The 19,117-nt window shown below is 37.3% G+C and carries 23 protein-coding genes; 16 read left to right on the forward strand and 7 right to left on the reverse strand.

Annotation, left to right across the window (positions count from 1 at the left end; genetic code table 11):
* The first annotated feature begins 275 nt into the window (after nt 1-275).
* Entirely contained in the window at nt 276-476 is a 201-nt protein-coding gene (locus tag RWN13_RS20210) for a cold-shock protein (RefSeq protein ID WP_209530128.1), read from the forward strand.
* Nucleotides 477-807: 331 nt separating this feature from the next.
* On the opposite strand, the gene RWN13_RS20215 is transcribed toward RWN13_RS20210, so the two are convergent.
* Nucleotides 808-1,563, reverse strand: a complete 756-nt coding sequence (locus RWN13_RS20215; protein ID WP_314067487.1) for a MurR/RpiR family transcriptional regulator — start codon at nt 1,561-1,563, stop codon at nt 808-810.
* Between the two features lie 235 nt (nt 1,564-1,798).
* On the opposite strand from RWN13_RS20215, the gene RWN13_RS20220 reads away from it, so the two are divergent.
* The 4 genes from RWN13_RS20220 to RWN13_RS20235 all read left to right on the forward strand — a co-directional run bounded on the left by RWN13_RS20220 (nt 1,799) and on the right by RWN13_RS20235 (nt 6,430).
* Nucleotides 1,799-3,118, forward strand: a complete 1,320-nt coding sequence (locus RWN13_RS20220) for a 6-phospho-beta-glucosidase (RefSeq protein ID WP_314067488.1) — start codon at nt 1,799-1,801, stop codon at nt 3,116-3,118.
* A 17-nt stretch (nt 3,119-3,135) separates the two neighbouring features.
* Nucleotides 3,136-3,861, forward strand: a complete 726-nt coding sequence (locus RWN13_RS20225; protein WP_314067489.1) for a glucosamine-6-phosphate deaminase — start codon at nt 3,136-3,138, stop codon at nt 3,859-3,861.
* A 76-nt stretch (nt 3,862-3,937) separates the two neighbouring features.
* Nucleotides 3,938-5,209, forward strand: a complete 1,272-nt coding sequence (locus RWN13_RS20230; protein WP_314067490.1) for a PTS transporter subunit EIIC — start codon at nt 3,938-3,940, stop codon at nt 5,207-5,209.
* Between the two features lie 195 nt (nt 5,210-5,404).
* Entirely contained in the window at nt 5,405-6,430 is a 1,026-nt protein-coding gene (locus tag RWN13_RS20235; protein ID WP_314067491.1) for a LacI family DNA-binding transcriptional regulator, read from the forward strand.
* A gap of 262 nt (nt 6,431-6,692) precedes the next feature.
* Here RWN13_RS20235 and RWN13_RS20240 read toward each other — a convergent pair whose 3' ends face one another.
* A complete protein-coding gene (locus RWN13_RS20240; protein ID WP_314067492.1) occupies nt 6,693-7,004 on the reverse strand; it encodes a hypothetical protein in 312 nt (103 codons plus the stop codon).
* Nucleotides 7,005-7,310: 306 nt separating this feature from the next.
* Between RWN13_RS20240 and RWN13_RS20245 the strand changes: the two genes are divergently transcribed.
* Entirely contained in the window at nt 7,311-8,459 is a 1,149-nt protein-coding gene (locus RWN13_RS20245) for an aminotransferase class I/II-fold pyridoxal phosphate-dependent enzyme (RefSeq protein WP_314067494.1), read from the forward strand.
* A gap of 210 nt (nt 8,460-8,669) precedes the next feature.
* Here the strand turns inward: RWN13_RS20245 and RWN13_RS20250 are convergent, their stop codons facing one another.
* On the reverse strand, nt 8,670-9,425 hold the full coding sequence (locus RWN13_RS20250) for a class I SAM-dependent methyltransferase (protein ID WP_314067496.1): 756 nt from the start codon (nt 9,423-9,425) through the stop codon (nt 8,670-8,672).
* A gap of 231 nt (nt 9,426-9,656) precedes the next feature.
* Here RWN13_RS20250 and RWN13_RS20255 point away from each other — a divergent pair, with 231 nt between their 5' ends.
* Nucleotides 9,657-9,983 carry a helix-turn-helix domain-containing protein gene (locus tag RWN13_RS20255; protein WP_314067497.1) on the forward strand — a complete coding sequence of 109 codons (327 nt, stop codon included), beginning with the start codon at nt 9,657-9,659 and terminating at the stop codon, nt 9,981-9,983.
* A gap of 252 nt (nt 9,984-10,235) precedes the next feature.
* Here RWN13_RS20255 and RWN13_RS20260 read toward each other — a convergent pair whose 3' ends face one another.
* From RWN13_RS20260 to RWN13_RS20270, 3 genes are all read right to left on the reverse strand, one after another.
* Nucleotides 10,236-11,378, reverse strand: coding sequence for a tyrosine-type recombinase/integrase (locus tag RWN13_RS20260; RefSeq protein ID WP_314067498.1), 1,143 nt, complete (start codon nt 11,376-11,378; stop codon nt 10,236-10,238).
* Between the two features lie 52 nt (nt 11,379-11,430).
* Nucleotides 11,431-12,225 carry a LysM peptidoglycan-binding domain-containing protein gene (locus tag RWN13_RS20265; RefSeq protein WP_314067499.1) on the reverse strand — a complete coding sequence of 265 codons (795 nt, stop codon included), beginning with the start codon at nt 12,223-12,225 and terminating at the stop codon, nt 11,431-11,433.
* A 121-nt stretch (nt 12,226-12,346) separates the two neighbouring features.
* A complete protein-coding gene (locus RWN13_RS20270; RefSeq protein ID WP_314067501.1) occupies nt 12,347-12,814 on the reverse strand; it encodes a helix-turn-helix domain-containing protein in 468 nt (155 codons plus the stop codon).
* 160 nt (nt 12,815-12,974) lie between these two features.
* Here RWN13_RS20270 and RWN13_RS20275 point away from each other — a divergent pair, with 160 nt between their 5' ends.
* From RWN13_RS20275 to RWN13_RS20285, 3 genes are all read left to right on the forward strand, one after another.
* Nucleotides 12,975-13,229 carry a DUF739 family protein gene (locus tag RWN13_RS20275; protein ID WP_314067502.1) on the forward strand — a complete coding sequence of 85 codons (255 nt, stop codon included), beginning with the start codon at nt 12,975-12,977 and terminating at the stop codon, nt 13,227-13,229.
* Nucleotides 13,230-13,260: 31 nt separating this feature from the next.
* Nucleotides 13,261-13,554 (forward strand): hypothetical protein, encoded by a 294-nt coding sequence (locus RWN13_RS20280; RefSeq protein WP_314067503.1) that lies wholly within the window; start codon nt 13,261-13,263, stop codon nt 13,552-13,554.
* Nucleotides 13,555-13,637: 83 nt separating this feature from the next.
* Nucleotides 13,638-13,883, forward strand: a complete 246-nt coding sequence (locus tag RWN13_RS20285) for a hypothetical protein (RefSeq protein WP_314067504.1) — start codon at nt 13,638-13,640, stop codon at nt 13,881-13,883.
* Between the two features lie 27 nt (nt 13,884-13,910).
* Here the strand turns inward: RWN13_RS20285 and RWN13_RS20290 are convergent, their stop codons facing one another.
* Nucleotides 13,911-14,336: a hypothetical protein gene (locus tag RWN13_RS20290; RefSeq protein ID WP_314067505.1), complete on the reverse strand. Its 426-nt coding sequence runs from the start codon at nt 14,334-14,336 to the stop codon at nt 13,911-13,913.
* A 320-nt stretch (nt 14,337-14,656) separates the two neighbouring features.
* Between RWN13_RS20290 and RWN13_RS20295 the strand changes: the two genes are divergently transcribed.
* The 6 genes from RWN13_RS20295 (at nt 14,657) to RWN13_RS20320 (ending at nt 19,050) form a co-directional block, all read left to right on the forward strand.
* Nucleotides 14,657-15,496, forward strand: coding sequence for a tyrosine-type recombinase/integrase (locus RWN13_RS20295; protein ID WP_314067506.1), 840 nt, complete (start codon nt 14,657-14,659; stop codon nt 15,494-15,496).
* 9 nt (nt 15,497-15,505) lie between these two features.
* Nucleotides 15,506-16,252, forward strand: coding sequence for a helix-turn-helix domain-containing protein (locus RWN13_RS20300; RefSeq protein ID WP_314067508.1), 747 nt, complete (start codon nt 15,506-15,508; stop codon nt 16,250-16,252).
* A 10-nt stretch (nt 16,253-16,262) separates the two neighbouring features.
* Nucleotides 16,263-16,661, forward strand: coding sequence for a hypothetical protein (locus tag RWN13_RS20305; protein ID WP_314067510.1), 399 nt, complete (start codon nt 16,263-16,265; stop codon nt 16,659-16,661).
* Complete coding sequence (locus RWN13_RS20310; protein WP_314067512.1) at nt 16,658-17,914, forward strand: DnaB-like helicase C-terminal domain-containing protein; 1,257 nt, start codon at nt 16,658-16,660, stop codon at nt 17,912-17,914. Before RWN13_RS20305 ends, RWN13_RS20310 begins: the two co-directional genes overlap by 4 nt.
* A gap of 2 nt (nt 17,915-17,916) precedes the next feature.
* Entirely contained in the window at nt 17,917-18,165 is a 249-nt protein-coding gene (locus tag RWN13_RS20315; RefSeq protein ID WP_314067513.1) for a hypothetical protein, read from the forward strand.
* A 66-nt stretch (nt 18,166-18,231) separates the two neighbouring features.
* A complete protein-coding gene (locus RWN13_RS20320) occupies nt 18,232-19,050 on the forward strand; it encodes a site-specific integrase (RefSeq protein ID WP_314067516.1) in 819 nt (272 codons plus the stop codon).
* Nucleotides 19,051-19,117: the final 67 nt, after the last annotated feature.

The following is a 19,117-nucleotide window of genomic DNA, read 5'->3' on the forward strand; positions in this document are numbered from 1 at the left end:
TAACAATTCGGTGTTGCTAAAGTGTAAGAGTGATTTTGCTTAAGACAAGTGTATGAAAAAGGGTTATCACTTTGTTGAGAGTATTCAGTAAAATGAATGATTGAAATAAGGTTTATCCCAAAAAATTTGCATCTGAACGATATCTGTGTTATATTATATGTAGTGGTAATTTGATTCGAATTAGGACAGATATATAGTAAATATAATTCTCCTTTTATGCGTCACATTTATTGCAATAATAAACGTACATAAGTGCGTATCAGGAGGAATTTAATATGAACAACGGTACAGTAAAATGGTTTAATGCAGACAAAGGTTTTGGTTTCATCACTCAAGAAGACGGAACTGACGTATTTGCTCATTTCTCAGAAATCCAAACAGACGGTTTCAAAAGCTTAGACGAAGGTCAAGCGGTAACGTTTGATGTTGAAGAAGGCCAACGTGGCTTACAAGCTGTTAAAATCTTCAAAGCATAATCAAATTTGATTATTGAAAGGTCACTATCTTAATTGATAGTGGCTTTTTTTTGACTATAGAAAAGTATATTACTTCCCATATATATTAAGCGGTATCTAGCTTAGCTCATCAACCGCTACATAATTGTGGTTGATCAACACTAGGCAAGGCTTCGATTTCAAGAAACTCTGAGTGATCTTCGACCTTCAATGCTCGACGCTTCAGCGTATAACGATTGATGAGATCGGAATGAAGTGTAGTGTCCGTTGTTTCTAATTGCTGAAGCAATTAGAAACAACAGCAGCGATTCGGGAAGCTTTTCTTAATAAACAAAAGAAGCTAAGGGCGACCTTAGCTTCTTTTGTTTTTTTGAAAGGATAAGCGAACTTCCTTTGCTAAGTTCTCAATGGTATAAAGAGCTGGTAATTGTGAGGTGATGTCAGCTCCAGAACTGGTTTCTCGGGCGATGTAATAAGGGATATTAACATCTGCCAGTTGAGCGATTGTTGACTTAGCGCTGTTAGTGATGGAGATAATCGAGCTATTACTAAAATTAAGATGATTCAAATAATTGATAATTTCTTGGGTCTCCCCTGAAACAGATAACGCGATAATACAAATTTTGTCTGACAAGCTTTTTGACAAATAATCGATTGGGTAGTTTGAGGGATCTTCAATCCGCAAGGCCATGTTGAAGATAGAGGAAAAGTATAGGGCCCCGTATTCTGCCATAATATTTGAGGAGCCTAAGCCAATGAAGAGAACCAATTCTTTATCTTGAAGCAAAGAGACTGCTTCTTTCATCTTATCGCGGTAGAGAGGCTGGGAGGTGCGGGCTAGAAAATCCATATAAGCCGTTTCATCGACAGCTGAAAGTTCATCGGGGTGTTGCTCATTTAAAAAGAGCTGGAGCTTAATTCTAAATTCCGCGTAACCGGAGCAATCAAATTTTTTACAAAAGCGGGCAATACTTGTCGTACTAGTATGGGTCGCTTTGGCCAGGTCACGAATCCGCATATAAGAAACCTGTTCTAAATTATCAGAAATGAATTTGTATATTTCCATGTCAAAAGGGGTTAAATCCGGTGTGCGATCGAGAAATAACATAGTCGTAACCTCCTAAAATTACAGATGATGGTGATACCATCTGTTTGTAACTAAGTGTGATTTACAGCTATCATAACACATCCTAGTTCGTTGGCACAAGGTGTGACTTAAATGTCACGAAAAACCAAGTGTAAGACAGGTACCTAGTTCAGGCAAACCCCTTCCATTTATACGGCCACCGTTTATACTAAAAGTGTCAAGAAGAAAACGCTATATTTTGAATGGAGGCAGTCACATGAAAGATGGCTTAAAAATTGCCACAATCGGTGGAGGATCAAGTTACACACCAGAATTGATTGAAGGATTTATTAAACGTTATGATGAGTTACCTGTTTCAGAGATTTGGTTAGTCGATATCGAAGCGGGGAAAGAAAAATTGGAAATTGTCGGTGCCTTAGCTAAACGAATGATTGCTAAAGCCAATTTACCAATTAAAGTGGTCTTAACCTTAGACAGACGGGCCGCTCTAAAAGAGGCTGATTTTGTTACGACTCAATTTCGTGTGGGACAATTAGATGCCAGAGCAAAGGATGAACGTATTCCCTTAAAATATCATACAATAGGACAAGAAACCAATGGACCTGGTGGTTTATTTAAAGGCTTGCGGACTATTCCGGTTATTTTGGAAATCTGTGAAGAAATGTTGGAACTTTGTCCAGATGCTTGGTTAGTTAATTTTACGAATCCAGCTGGGATGGTCACAGAAGCTGTTTTGCGTTACAGCAAACTGACTAAAGTGGTCGGCTTGTGTAATGGCCCAATTGGGATTGAAAAAGGAATCGCAGAAGTCTTGGACGTGGCTCAAGAAAGAATTTACGTGGAGTTTACAGGTCTCAATCACATGGTCTTTGCGAAACGAATTTACCTTGACGGCCAAGATGTGACAGGAAAAGTAATGAGCTTAATGACGACGGAAGCAGGCAATACCGTTTCATTAAAAAACATCGAAGATTTGGGTTGGCAACCAGAGTTTTTGAAAAAATTAGGCATGGTGCCTATAGGTTATTTACGTTACTATTACCAAACGTCTCTGATGCTGGCTGAGCAACTAGCAGCGGCAGAAACAGAAGGGACCCGTGCTGAAGTGGTCAAGCGAGTTGAACATGAATTGTTTGAACTATATAAAGATGAGCACTTGGCGATTAAGCCACCTCAGTTGGAGCAACGAGGAGGCGCTTATTACAGCGAGGCAGCTTGTAATTTAATTTGCTCGATCTACACGGATAAGCGGGATATTCAAACGGTTAATACTCGTAATAATGGCGCCATTGCCGATATTGATCCTGATTCCGCGGTTGAGGTTAATTGTGTCATCACAAAGCAAGGACCGATTCCTTTAGTCACAGGTGAACTACCTGTGCCGATAAAAGGGCTGGTTCAACAAATCAAGTCTTTTGAGCGAACAGCAGCTGAAGCGGCTGTCACGGGTGATTATGAGACTGCCCTGTTGGCAATGACGATTAATCCCTTAGTGCCAAGTGATACAGACGCGAAAGCCATGTTAGATGAATTACTGGAGGCCCACGCTGCTTATTTGCCCCAGTTTAACCAATAAAATGACGGAGGTCTATTATGTACCCATTTCAATTAGAAGTTTGTGAGGATTATCAAGAATTAAGTCAGAGGGCTGCTAACAAAATTATTCAGGTTATGAAAGAGGAGCCAGAGGGCTTATATTGTTTTGCTGGTGGGGATACACCGGTCAAAGCTTTGAATTTATTAGTTGAGGCTCATCAGGCAGGGGAAATTGATTTGAGCAAGGCTCATTATATTGAATTAGACGAATGGGTTGGTTTAGATCAAAGTAATCCAGGAAGTTGCTTAGCTTATTTACAACGAGAGCTGTTTGAACCAGCAGGTGTCTCTTTAGGCCGCGTACATTATTTTGACGCCTTGTCAGAGGATTTACTTGAGGAGTGTCAAAAAGCAGATCAGTTTATAGCTGAGGCAGGAGGCATTACCCTTAGTCTTTTAGGTGTTGGGGTCAACGGTCATTTAGGCTTTAATGAACCTGGTGTTGATTTTGATGGGACAGCCCATGTGGTGGCTTTAGATGAGTCCACTCAGACCGTCGGACAAAAATACTTTACAGGTGAGGTTGATCGCAGTCAGGGAATTACCTTGGGAATCAGTCAGTTATTGGGTTCTAAAACAGTTATTATTGAAGCGAGTGGCTCAAAAAAACAAGCGGCGATTAGTCAATTATTATCGGGTGAGGTAAGTAATAAGTGGCCAGTTACCAGCGTTTACCATCACGCTAATTGTTTTGTGGTCGTTGATCAAGAAGCGATGGCTTAGTTCTTAAGTTCTAGGGGAAGAAAGTCGCCACTGGCGACTTTCTCATACTTAAACCAGATTGAGGGAGATGATTAGGATGATTTTAGATAAATTAGAAAAAAGTTTTTTACCGATATTGTTAAAAGTTGGTGAGAATAAGCGGTTGATCGCGATTCGGAATGGGATAACCTTAACGATTCCATTTACGATTGTAGGGAGTATTTTTTTAATCATTGGCAATTTACCAATTAAAGCTTGGACGGATTTTATTGAACCGATTTCAGCTCAATTAAATGCACCTGTCAGTGTGACCTTTGGCGTTCTTGGGTTAATTTCAGCCATTGGCATAGGCTATAATATGGGGAAAGAGTTTAATGTCGATCCCATTTCAAATACCGTGATTACAACGATTGCCTTTTTATTGGCCACCTTAACAGATGAGTTTGGCATCAACATCGATTCCTTAGGTGCCACCGGGATGTTTACCGCTATTATTGTATCCCTTTTCACGACAGAAGTTTTCCGTTTCTTTGTTAGAAAAAATATCGTGATTAAAATGCCAGATGGTGTTCCACCCTCTGTGGCCCAATCCTTTTCAAGCTTGATTCCAGCTGGTGCGATTATTGCGACGATTTGGGTTATTAGAGTGCTGATGGGAATTGATGTCAATGAAGTCATTCAATTTATCTTCAAACCGCTAGTTTTTGGTTTAAGCACCTTGCCAGGTTTGATGGTTTATACCTTGCTAGTTTGTTTCTTGTGGAGTTGCGGGATTCATGGTGATAATGTGTTATCAGGGATTGCTTCCCCGATCTTTCTAGGGTACTTGGCGGCGAATACCTTGGCCTTCCAAAAAGGCCAACCAATTCCTTATGAAATTGCCGATGGCTTTTGGATTTTATTTATGTGTTTAGGTGGAACAGGATCAACTCTGGGCTTAGTCTTAGCTATGTTGCGTTCGAAAAGTAAGATGTATAAATCCTTGGGTAAGATGGCTTTTCCATCGGCTATCTTTTGTATCAATGAACCTGTCATTTTTGGTTTCCCAATTGTCATGAATCCGATTATGATGATTCCTTTTGTAGCCACACCGATGATACTAGGTTCAGCCACCTTTATTTTAATGAAGATTGGCTTAGTTGGGAAAATTGTCTTTCAAGTGCCTTGGACGATTCCACCGATTATTGGCCCCTACTTAGCAACAAACGGATCTGTTGGCGCTGCTATTTGGTCGGCTTGTACGATTGTTATTGCGTACTTGATTTACCTGCCTTTCTTCAAAATGGCAGAGAAAAAACAAGTTTTGCTTGAAGCTGGTGAAAGTGAGCAGGAAGCCATGGCGGATATCGCTCAAGGTGTTGATGCTTAAAAGGTAAATAGTAACATAAGGGGTCATTTCCAGTGAGGAATGACCCCTTATTTTTTTACTGACTTATTTCGGTAGTTTCCCTTAAGTAGCTATGCTACACTTTAATCAGATGCATACAGAGAAGAATGGGGGAAGAAATTGAAATTTTCTATGAACTCCTAAAGAGGGATTAGGTATTTCAGCTTCGTATTAAGGATGAAAACAACAATTAAAGATATAGCCAGACTGTCAGGGGTTTCGATTACAACCGTCTCACAAGTGTTAAATGGCAAAGGGAAGCGTTTTTCAGAAGACACTCGTCAGAAAGTTTTGAAAGTAGTCGCAGAAACGGAATATCGACCGGATTATTTTGCTAAAAATATGGTCAATCCTCAGTCGAAAACCATTGGCGTGATTGTCCCAGATATTACCGACTTGTTTTTTTCGAAGGTTATTGAGGGGATTGAAACCTATTTAAATGAAAAAGGCTACGTGATTTTATTATGCGATTCTCACCATTCAGATGAGAAAGAAGCCCATTATGTGTCGGAATTAATGGACCGGGCAGTAGAAGGCATTATTTTGGCAACCCCTAACTCAATTGCCTTGGATAAGTTATTGGATGTTAAACAATATCAGTCTTTTCCTTATGTTTTATTAGACCGAGGGATTAATAAACGGGATGGTGGTAATATTTTAGTCGATGAATATGCCGGTGCTTACGAGGCCGTGACTTACCTAATCGAACTAGGTCATCGGCGCATAGGCATGTTAGCGAATGACAGCCGATTTTATAAAATGGATGAGCGAACAGAAGCTTACCGACAGTGTTTAGCGGATCATCAAATAGCGGTGGAAGAGCCTTGGATCGTTAGTAATGCCGTTACGATTGAAGGGGGTTATTTAGCAACGAAGGAGCTATTGGCTAAAACAAATGTCAGCGCTCTATTTTGTGGGAACGACCAAATGGCAATTGGGGCTTATCGAGGGATATTTGAGGCAGGTTTAAAAATTCCCGAAGATATTTCGGTGATTGGCTATGACGGCTTGGACATTACCAACTATCTAACGCCATCCTTAACGACAGTTTACCAGCCGGCAGCAGGAATTGGGCAAGCAGCAGCAGAAATATTAGTCGACGGAATTTTAGGGAACCATCGCAATTATCCCAACAAAAATTTTCCCACAAAGTTGCTTAAGCGGGAAAGTGTGGCAGTAGTGTTAGATGGTATCAGTTTTTAGTTGAATCATTACGCTTAAAGAGGCGTGCTGATGGGGGGCGTTTTGGCTACTGCAAAAAAAATACCCTTGGCAATTGCCAAGGGCGAAAGGAGTTGTGTGTTTACGTAGGAAGTAGGGTACAACTTACGTAAACCATGAAAAAGTTTGTTAGGGTTGTTTGTTGGTATACATATACTATAACGTGGAAATATGAAAAAAATGTGACGAAGATTCAACGATAACGAGAAGATTGTGTTACTAAACGACTAAAGCAACCTCCATCTTATTGATGAGATTGTTTTTCCATATTAGTCACAACGTTTTTTAATTGTTCTGTAATATCAACACATTCAGTTAAATAGTCATATTGTTCACGAGAAATAAGAACCTTGTTAAAGTGTTTGGAATACTTGACGTTAGTAACTTCTTCAAAACGATTATTTGTAATAAAATCACGAATGAAAAACGAATGTTCAAAATTGATCTTGCCTTCAGTGTCCATACCTCTAAAAATGTGCCAATAATAAGTTAAATATTTAGCACTACTTTTTAAATCTTCAAATTCGTCTTTAGAAATTTTGATCATGCCACGCATCACCTTTCTCAATTTCCCTATAGGATACTTCTAGTATAAGAGCTGTTGGGAGGAACTGCAACTTATATGGTGACAATAAGGTTGATTAGAGGATTAATATTTGCAAAGCACCTTCCCTGTAGTAAAGCTCTCTCAAAAGCCTCTCTGTCTTGAATGTGATAGAATGGATGACGGCTAAGAAGTTACTAATAAAATACTTAGAATTAGGGATAAAGGAGTTGACTGGCGTATACTGATAAATGAGAGCGGTTTATCAGGAGAATTAGTTTGCCTGAACTAAAGAATAAGTAAAAGGAGATGGTGTTGATGGATTTAGAAACAAGATTATTACATGGTTATCCAGTATTAGATGAAGTCACAGGGGCTTCTTCCATCCCTAAGTATCAAGCCTCCACCTTTCACCAAGGTGACTTTAGAACGCATCAGGGATATACTTATACACGTTTTGGTAATCCGACGATTGAAGCGGCCGAGACATGTATGGCGGAATTGGAGCATGGCAGCCATGCTTTGGCATTTTCCTCAGGGATGGGAGCGATTAATGCGGTTTTGTTTTTGCTTTCTCAAGGAGATCACATTGTCCTGTGTCGTGACATATACGGTGGGACCTTTCAGACCTTGACGGAAATGCTGGTCAGATTTGGTATCTCGTATACGTTTGTGGAAGGCAATAATCTGGCAAGTTGGGAAAAGGCCCTTAGACCAGAGACCAAGTTTTTTTATTTAGAAACGCCATCGAATCCCTTGTTGCATGTGATTGACATAGAAGGGGTAGTCGCCATTGCTAAAAAACATCAGATTCAGACTATTTGTGATAATACCTTTATGACTCCTTGCTATCAAACTCCCTTAGATTTGGGCGTGGATGTGGTAGTTCAAAGTGCTACTAAGTTTTTAAATGGCCACAGTGATGTTGTAGCAGGCTTCTTGGTGATGAGAGATGATCGTTTATATTCAGCTCTTAAAAAGCATCAAAAGATGTTAGGGGCGATTTTAGGTGTGGAAGAAGCTTGGTTGTTTTTAAGGGGCGTCAAGACGCTGGCTTTACGAATGGAAAAAGCGGTGGCCTCAGCAGCACAGTTAGCCAGTTACCTGATAAGCCATGAGCATGTGACAAAAGTTTATTACCCAGGACTAAAAGACCACCCGGGTTACGACGTTCACCAGAAACAGGCAAATAGTGGGGGCGCGGTATTGTCATTTGAATTGTCGAGTGTGGAAGGCGTATATGAGTTATTTGATGCCATCAGACTGCCAATTGTGGCGGTTAGTCTTGGAGGGGTTGAATCGATCTTGTCCTACCCTTGGAGTATGTCACATGGTTGCATGTCAGAAAAAGATCGCTTAGCCGCGGGGGTGACACCAACGTTAGTCCGCCTATCAGTTGGGATTGAAAGCTTAACCGATTTAAATGCTGATTTGTCTCAAGCTTTGAATAAAGTCAGGGTCACTTAATCAAGCAAAGTGAGTTAAAATAACAAGCTGAGACATAAAGTCGTTTTGCTCCGAGCCTTCAGGTCCGTGTCCCTTATTTCTAAGGGATAAACCGCTAAGAATAACGACAGCATTTAGAATGTGTTGAGATCGAAGCGAGCAGACTTTTGGAGCGGGTCTATCGGACAATGTTCCTAAAAGTATCGGAGGCTGGGACAATTGTCCTAGCCTCTATTTCCGTGCTTCAAAAGTAATGGTTTGATTGCTGTCGACAGGTGCCATCTGGTATTCGTAATCGGCGCTGATCGTAATGTCTTTAAAGCCGACATGTTCCAGCAATAAACGGAATTCTGTTAAACCATACCAACGCAGCAGTAATTGTTGAAGTTCAGTGGCGATTAACTGTCCCTCCTGCCATTTTTCGTATTTTAAGTGTGTAATAGTATGTTGAGCTAGCCAATCGATGGCAATCGTTTTGCGCTCTAAGGTGATGCCTGTGGTTTCCGACAGAACATGAGTCGAGGTTACCACTTCGCCTACTTCTGGGTAAAAAGGAAGGTCCAAATCCAAGATCAATCGCCCATCAGGTAATAAGTGATCGTAAAAACTACGGAGAACCTTAAGTGCCAGCGCTTCTGTTTCCAATAAACAGAAAGTAGCTGTGGGCATAATAATCCCTTGATAGCGGGTATCTAGTTGAAATTGACCTAAGTCAGCTTGGTAAAGCCGACTGCTTAACTGGTGAGACTCAAGGTGCTGGCGACAGATGGCTAACATTTCAGTCGATTGATCCAACCCCTCAATATCGAAGCCTTCTTCTAATAAAGGGAGCAGCATTCGACCAGTCCCGACACCGGCTTCCAGTATTTTGCCTGAAAGACCTCTTAAGCGTTGGCTGTAGTAATCAATGTCGCCGTTTAATGAACTGCCAACAGGTTTTGTTAAGTCATAGACCTGAGTGGCTAGTGGGCCGTAATTTTTAAACATGGAAGATCCCTCTTTTCGTCTGATTTTGCTGCTCATTCAATTATAAGGGAAAGACTGTCAAAAGGGTACTCTAAATCAGTTTAAGGGGGAGTGACCCATGAGAACCTTGATTCCAATCCCTTGTGAAAAAGGCAGAGAGTTTACAAAAGGACTTCCCCCTTATATAATGACTAAAAAGTTCCTAAAATAAAGCAAGGGTATTTTAGATACTAATGGAAGGAGGCGGACCTAGTGACAAAAGCATTACCAGCATGTCCTGTGGAAACCACTTTAAGCTTAATTGGTAATCGCTGGAAAATTATCATTTTACGAGAATTGATGACTGGGACAAAACGCTTTGGCGAATTAAAAAAAGGCGTGGGGGCCATTAGTCAAAAAGTATTAACCTCAAATTTACGAGAAATGGAAGCTGATGGTTTAGTTAGCCGTGAAGTATTTGCTGAAGTTCCACCTCGTGTGGAATACACCTTAACCGAAACCGGTCGCAGCTTGCACAAGGTGTTAGATGCCATGTCTCAGTGGGGCGAGGGTTACCAAGAATCGCTAAACCTTAACTAAAAAGAAGCTGTCGTCAAACATTCATATGATGAATGTTTGCGGCAGCTCCTTTTTAGTTAGTCTATTCGAGTATTTTCAATTTCCTTGCCTAGTTAATAGGGTGACTTCGATTTATGGCTAATAAGGTTTTAAAAGTCTAAATGTAAGTAAATACATATATGTACTCAAAATTCGCAAACTAACGAAAACTAAATAAAACTAAAGATGCGGGGGATATTTAGGGGGATTTTATTAAAAGAAGAAACCCCTGTTTTATTTAACTTGATTTCTAAACAATTCAAGAACAGACTTACCTTGCTCAATACTTGGATGTGTATATCCTTCAGTGGTTCGTAAAGAAGCATGTCCAAGAAAGCGACTATAGCTAAGCGGATCAATCCCAGCCATCGAAGATTGAGTAGCGAAATTGTGCCTCATCATGTGAGGACTTATGTTCATACCAGTAATCCTGTTAACTTTAGTAAACTGATAATTCAAATGAGTAACATGATAAGGTTCATTTGCAACAGGGCTCGTAAAAATAAAATCATCTTGATGGAGTATTTCTCCGAATTTCAATCGTCTTTCCGAAGCTTGTTTCATAGCATACTTTAAGAGAGAGATTGATTTATCATCTACAGGCAGCGTTCTTTCAGAGGAAGTTGTTTTGGTTCCTTTTCCATCTGGAGATTTTAGCGTCCTGGTTAAGCTTATTTTAATGGTAGATTCTTCTAAATTTATCACTCGACTGGTTAACCCCATAACTTCTCCTCGACGTAACCCTAATGTTGTTAAGTAAACCATTGTAAAAGAAAACTTATCAAGAATGTCTTCAGCAACTTTTATCCACTCCCTGTATTGAGATAGAGTGATATCTTTTTTTCTGGGAGCTATTTTGGAGTTACCGATTACAATCTTTTGCAATTTATTCCGATCAATAATCCCCGTGTAAACAGCATCATTAATTAGTCCTATAAAAATTACATGATAAGATTGCACACTACTCTTAGAAAAAGTCTTTAATAGCTCGTTGATCCATTTTTGGTAAGTTATTCTATCGATATCGACCAATTTAGTTTTACCAAACTTTGGTAATATATGAGTCTTAAAACAAGAAATTTTCGCAGAAGCAGTATCCGGGGTCCAAATGTTAGCCGAAATCTTTAGTTCAACGTACTCTTTGTAATAATCGTTTACTGTAACACTATTGCCTAATAGAAGACCGGATTCGTTATTATTGAGTAATCTTTCTGTTTCTGCTAATTTAGATTTGGCAGAAGCAATAGTACTAAAACCTGATTCGTTTATTTCAGGTTTAGAAATTTGACCCGTTTTTTTTCTTATTTGATATCTAGTACCCTTGCTAGTTTGATATTTAAAAATGTTTGGATATTTTGTTTTTTCACGCTTGGACATGTTAGTTTCTCTCCTTCATAGCCGGGCAGGTCTATTAAAAGAGTTTGATATATTATTTGATACGTAAAACTTGGCCAACTTCAGTTTCATTACCACTAAGACCGTTCATTTCTTTTAGTTGCTCAGTAGTTAAACCATTATTGACTGCTATTCGATAAATATTATCCCCACCTTGGACGTTATAATATTCAGGCTTCACTTCTTCTGTTACCACCTCTTTAACTTCTTGTTGAGAATTTTTAGTATTAACAGTGTCAGTTGTTTCAACTTGAGCATTAACTTCTTGATCTGATATAGATATGTTATCCGGCTTAATGTTAGCAGATGCTAAATACGCATCAATTATTTTTTGAGCCTCTTGAGTATAAACATCTATCAATTTTTTTGACCAAGATTCATAGTCAGAATAACTACCGGCGGAAGCGTACATGATCTCTGCCATTTTATAGACACCTTCATTCGAAATGGATGCCAGATTTTCAATCTTTGTATTAGATAATTCAGCTAGTCCATCAACTCCTGTTTGAACAGTAGGATACTCTGCGTTATATTCATTGACAAGAATTGGCGCTTTACCTTCTAATTTCTTCTTATATTCGTTTAGTACGCTTTCGTAAGTGTCACTAGATTTAATATCTTCGTTCACCTTATTGATTTTCGTTTCAGAAGATAATGTTTCAACTTTCTGATTCAGTTTGAGTATAGTCTTCTTACTTTTCTCTGATTTTTTTGATAAAATCCTAACTTCGTTATTTATTTTTTTGTTATTAGATTGAGATATTCCAGCATAAATGAGACTGCCAACGGTTGTAAGAGATAATAATATAATTAACAGTTTACTTTTCATTTTTTTACCTCTCCTTTTAAATTTCACTTTTTATTTAATTAATAAAGGTCTAGCGAGTTAAAGATGGATTAGTCATTGACTTTTTTTCCATTCACGGCTACTAATCTCAAGCAATTCCCTTTTAACCTGCGTCTTGATTGCTGTCGGAAGTTTCCTTTGCAAATATTTTTTGAAGACTTTTCAAATTATCTAAAGCTAGTTCTTTTCCATCGTCATTTAAGGAATTAAATAGCTTGATATAATTATTTAGTGGTTCATCAGATTTAGAATCTTCAAAATCGTGAAGATATTCAAAAAATTGCTGTTTTGTATAGGCAGTTACTTTTTCCTTTTTATTTGTCGGCAATTGATCATACATATAAGATAAAGAGAGTTGTTTCTCCATAGACACGTCTAAACCCATTAACCAAGCTTCATCAACATCTAATGCTGTTGCTAATAGGTATATTTTATCTTGTTTCGCTTCATATTTGCCTGATAACCACTGGCTTATGGAGGATTTACCAATTCCAGTCTTTTCTGAAAGCTCAGAAGCCTTCATATTTCTTACATCCATAGCTTGCTTCAATCGATTTGCGAAGCTTTCCACTATTATCACCTCCTGAAATTAATCTAAGTATAAAGCTAAGTTCAGAAAAAATCAATTATATTTAAAATAAAGTTTAGAAAACTGAATAATGTTGTTGACAGAATTCTTTTTAGAAGTTATACTTTAAGTGAATTCAGATAACTGAACTGGAGGTGAGGAAATGAACAAAGATATATTTTTTGATTATTCTGAATTAAAAGGAAAATTTAGAGGTAAAGGATTAACTCAAGAAGATTTAGCCATTTTATTGGGAATGTCCAAGACGTCATTGAGCAATAAGCTCAACAATAAATCTAGATTTGATTCAGCTGAAATATTGAATTTATCAAAAATTCTAGAAATAACAGATGTGGAAATCTCATATTATTTTTTTAGAATTAAAGTTCAGAAAACTAAACTTAAGCAAGGCGTTTAGATGAAACTCATGGCGAAAGAAGGTATAACATATGAATATCCAATTTGATAAAATGGGAACCAATAATTTTTTCGATTGGTTAGCAGATAAAATGATGGTTTTGATGTTCCCAAAAGTATTAGAGCTTTTCAAAATGGAACTAAGTGACGAAGAACTTTTAACGAAAAAAGAGCTCGCTGAACGAATTTTAAAATGTACGGTTGATACCGCTGAGAAACACTATATTTTTAAAAAAGGTTTTCCATATATCGAGCAAGGCGAAGGTCGAAAATACCCTAAAAAACTTGTGGAAAAATGGATTGCTGAAAACTCGAAGTATAACTAATAGATGCCGGGCAGGTTAAGTTAATTAGTTGCGAGGAATGTCATGTTTTTATTATGTGGAAGAATAGGAAGGAGGTTGTGTAAATGACTATTAAAGAAGAATGGTATGCCGAAATACAGCAAGCAAAAGCAAACGTAGAAGAGACTACTAATGCAGTGGTTACGAATCTTTTTGAAAGTATAATGAGCTTAAACAAAGGTAATTCAGTTTCAGAACTTCAGTCCGCTATTTTGAAAGAAATTAAGGATCAGGAGAATATGCCTGCTGTTGTTGCAGATAGGCTAAAAAGAAGATGTGATGATTATATTAGCAACCTTGAAATTAAATAGGAACTCAAACCTGAGTCCCCATCCTGATTAATCAGCTTGTCCATTAAGTGCAAGGTCTACCCAATAATTATCTGAATCGATATTAAGCAAACCTTTTGCTTCACTAAATTTATTTACAAACGATCGATACTCTATATCAGACCACTGATGACTATGGTCAGTCCTGATATTTGTCAAGAATTCATCATTGTAAATATTAAATTGATCGATTGTATCTGAAAATTCAGATCGACCATCGAATGTATCAAAATTATCTATGAAGAATGTTTGAGCATTCAAAAAATAATTATGAGCTTCTGTCAAATATGCCATAGCAATTGGCAAATCTAGTGATTTATCATTTGATCTATCTTTAAAAAGTAGTTCATGTGCCTGATACGCAGAAGTAAATCCAGAAAAAAATAATTGACCTAAGTAGGTACGCTTGAATTCGAATGATTCATTTTCATCCATATTTTTCACCTCACTTTCCAAGTTAAGTATACCAAAGCGAAAGTAGGTTTAATATAGCGTTACTATTATCCCAAAAACTAACAAGAAGGAGGAAAACACCATGACTAGAGCACTCTCAGCGAATAAAGGTCACATCAAGGAGTTAGAAGCTCAGAATCGACAGCATGAAGAAAATTTACGTAATGTCGATTCTTTATAAAAAAAGACCAACAAAGGTCGCACCCGATGTTGGTCAAAATACTGAACAATATTAAAATCTCTTAAATTATAACATGGAAATACTGTCATTGACAATTTTTCATGAATTAGGGGGTTATCAAATGATTAAAATTCCAGAATATGAAATGTATTTACGCGAAAACGAAATTTCAAAAAAAACAATTAAAAATTACAAAAATACGTTGGAGCATTTAGAACGTTTTTGTGCTGAAAATAATATCACAAAATTGGATAAGAATGCCATATTAGACTACAAAGATTTTATCAAAGATGGCTATCCGATTTATGAAACGGTCTCTAAAACAGGACGCATCATCCCAGCTAAAAAGTATACAGTTGGTACTTATAATCAAAAAGTTGGTGGGTTAAATGCTTATTTAAATTGGGCTGGCCTATCTAACATGACTCTGAAGAAACAAAGGCTACAATCCAGAGCACATAAGGAATTCGCTTCTTATGAGGATTACCAAAATATACTAAAGTGGTTAGACGAAGAGACACAGCTTTTGCTCATACTCATCGTAAACACCGGACTAAGAATATCTGAAGTACAGATGATTAAAAAAAAGCATTTGTATCAGACTTCTTTTGACATAGATAATAAGGGTTCTATCAGGGCAATCGCTTTGAATAGTCCACTTAAAAAAAGATTAAAAAAGTTTTTCGAGTGTATGGATGACGAAGATCAAGTTTTCCAAAGACACGAAACCACTTACAGCCGAAGGTTAAAAAAAGCAGCAGGTAAATCAAAAATTAAGCTTGATAGAATTCATCCTCATGCGTTTAGACATCTATTTTCGGTAACTTTCCTGAAAAATGGTGGAGATTCATTAGTTTTACAACAGTTACTTGGACATAAAGATAGTAAAACAACAGCCATTTATGCAGCCATGTCCAAGGACGATCAAATAGATATATTTGAGAAGATTAATTATTTTTAGGAGGCAAGGATGGAAAAAAAAGGATATTTCGCAGTTATTCCAGCAATTGTCCGATACGACTCAGAACTTAATGCCAACGCCAAACTGCTTTATGGGGAACTAACAGCATTGAGCAATGAAAAAGGATATTGCTGGGCAACAAATCAGTACTTTGCAGATTTATATAGTGTTAGTAAGAGAACCATTAGTACCTGGATCAGTAATTTAGAAGAAAGAGAGTATATAAAAACTAGGCTAAATTATAAAGAAAACTCAAAAGAAGTTGCCAATCGGTTTATATATATTCTACCTTATCCTGTTGAAAATGAGTTCTACACCCCTAGAAAAAATCTTCATGAGGGTATAGAAGAAAGTACGCAATGGGGTAGTGAAGAAAACTTCCAAGATAATACTACACCTATTAATAATACAAATAATAAAGTAACGAAAACACGTAAACAAGTTTACGAGGATTCTTCTGACTACATGAAGTTAGCCAAAATGCTTTATGAAAAAATATTATTAAATAATGAAATTGATCCACCTGTGTTTCAAAATTGGGCAAATGACATTCGTTTAATGATTGAGAAGGATAAACGATCGATTGACGATGTTATGAGAATGATCGCTTTTTCTCAAAAGGACAAGTTCTGGCAGAACAATATTTTAAGTCCAGCAAAATTAAGAAAGCAGTTCATTACACTGAAAGCTCAATCCAAGAGCAAATCCGAATCAAAAACCTCTAATGCGTTTTCTGGAATAGACCTAAATGGTTAGGAGTGGCGAAATGTTAGAAGATGATTTTTTAAATCTTTTGGATCAAATTGGTACTATCTATAATAATTTCATTCCAAAAGATGTCAATAAAAAAAATAGCTTGGCAAAAGTATGGTGGCAAGTGATAAAAGAATGTGACTATAAAGCTTGTTATCAGAGATTGATTATTTATAGTCGCGAAAATCAATTTCCTCCCAAACCTATCGATATATACGTTGAACCAAGAGCGAGGGATTATCAACTTCAAAAAAATAGAGACTTGTTTGAAGGGTGGACCAAAGAGTCGGGCTCAATTAAGAATATTGATATCTTAATTCCAGAGGTTTTCAGAACAGTTGAATTTTCTGAAAAAGATAAATTGGAGAGAATAGAAATTTTGAAAAAGCAAGCCGAGGTGTTAAAAAAATGACAAACATATTAGCTGAGAAAGCAGTGCTAGGTTCAATTTTACTCGAGGGTAAAATGTTAGCAGTTGGGTCATTAGAAGCAAAATATTTCACTGATATAAGAAATAAAATGATTTTTCAAGGTATGGAAAAACTGGAAAGTGAAAATAAAGATATAGATGTGGTCATGCTTAATGAAGCTGTTCCAAATAAAGGTGGAATTTTTGATTATCTAATTGAATTAGCTACAGAAGTTCCTACGTCTCAGAACATAATGAATTATGTAGAAATTTTAAAAAAGGAATATCAAGAACGGAAAATTTTGAGTGCATGCGAGGCTTACTTAAAAAACAGGGACACTGACACACTCGATTCAATTGTACGTTTAGCAAATGAATCAGCGAAGCACAGCAAATCAGATAACTCAATCAGAGCATCGTTAACAAGAATTATTACTAGCCTGGAAAAAGATAAAGAAGTAGGTATCCCAACGTTTAAAAGTTTTGATTATATGATAGGCGGATTATCTCCTGAACGTTTAAACATAATTGCTGCCCGTCCATCGGTTGGTAAAACTGCCCTAGCATTAAATATTATGTCAGAAGCGTGTAAGTCAGACGCAGCCGTTGAGGTGTTTTCTCTAGAAATGAATCAGGATGAGCTGTTAGAGAGAGTGATATCCAGTGAAATTTCTGCAAATAGCATGAAATGGAGAGATCCAAATAATTTAATGAATGAAGGCGAGAAACAAGCCGTAGTTAATTCAACTGGACCAATTGATACATGGGATTTAAAAATTCATGACACCGGTGTGGACATGAGACTTATTCGTGAAAGAGCCAAGGCGATGTTGGTTGAAAAGCCTAACAAAAAAAAGTTAATCATTATTGATTACCTTCAACTTTTACCTAAAAACGATAAGAAATCGACAAACGACAGTGTTGGAGAAATAACACGAGAATTAAAGGTTCTTTCTGGAGAGTGCAAGGTTTCAATCTTGCTTCTTAGCCAGTTATCAAGAGGCGTAGAACAAAGACAGGACAAACGGCCTCAATTATCAGATTTAAGAGATAGCGGTAATATTGAACAAGATGCCGATTCTGTCACATTTCTATACCGTGACGATTATTATGAACAACCAGAAGATGGTGAAGAGAATAATATCATCGAATTAATCATTCGTAAGAATAGGCATGGAAATCGAGGGACTGCCGAACTTTTATTTGTAAAAGAATATCAGAAGTTTTTAGAACTTTCGAAAAGGACTGGTGATTAGTATTGAAAACGCGCAATGAAATAAAAAAATTAATAGAAAAGCATAAAGACTTCTATGAGCACGCTAAAGATTACGTTCATACTTATGGATTAATGGTTGAGGATTTATTTCGTGTAAATGATGAACTAAGAGTTACATGCAAGAATCTCGACAATCAACCAGTGTATTTAAAAGTTGAAAATGAAGAACTTTTTAAAAAGGTTGGTAGCATAACTAAAGATTGGGAATCCGTCCACATCAAAACATTTTAACCTTGAAAACTGAATAATACTTTACTTTTTAATGATCTAAAAATAAAACTTTCAGGAGTGAATATAATGATTATTAATTTTGAAGAGTACAGAAAACACTTGATCCGTAAGGAATGCGCAAATTCAACGATTGCCGGGTATAAAACAACTTTGGGACAACTTGAAAGGTTCGCCGTTGCAAATGGATACACTGAATTGAGTTTTGAATTAATGCTTAACTATAAGCGTTACATGATGGATGACATGAAGTATAAAGACAGTACTGTAAACCACAAAATTATTTCATTTAGTTCCTATTTCAATTTTTTAGAACTGACAAGATGTGACTTTAAAGCAAGTGATTATAAAGTTAAGCGAGTTAAAGTACAGAATACAAATGAACGTGAGTATCTTGTGCAAGAAGAATACGACGCTTTGATGACGTGTTGCATGCATAACGAAACTAGGGTGCTTATGAAGCTGATAGCACATACAGGGTTAAGAATTACTGAGGCGGTCAATCTGACCCGAAATCGGATATTGCCTAATCAAATTAGAATTACTAACAAGGGAAAAACCAGAACGATAGGTATGCCGGTTTGGCTCAAAACTGAACTCAATGTGTTTTTCGAAGGTCGAGGGCCAGACGAAAAGTTGTTTAGTTTTTCTCAGACTACGTATAGAAACAGGATGAATCAAGCTGGGGTGATTGCGGGCATTTCTTTAGATAAGGTGAAGCCTCACGGGTTCCGTCATTTTTTTGCTAAAAGCTTTCTCGAAAAAAATGGTGGTGAGGGCGCAATCGCTAAATTACAGCGGATTCTCGGTCATTCTGATGTCAGCACGACCATGATTTATTTACAATATAATAACAGCGAAATCGCCGAGTTCATGATGGCAGGATAAGTATCTACCGATTTTGCGGAGAAATACCAACTAGGAGGGAATAGCATGACTAAAGATGTTTTTGAAG

It is taken from the genome of uncultured Vagococcus sp., from assembly GCF_963518325.1.
Taxonomy (GTDB): Bacteria; Bacillota; Bacilli; order Lactobacillales; family Vagococcaceae; genus Vagococcus_D.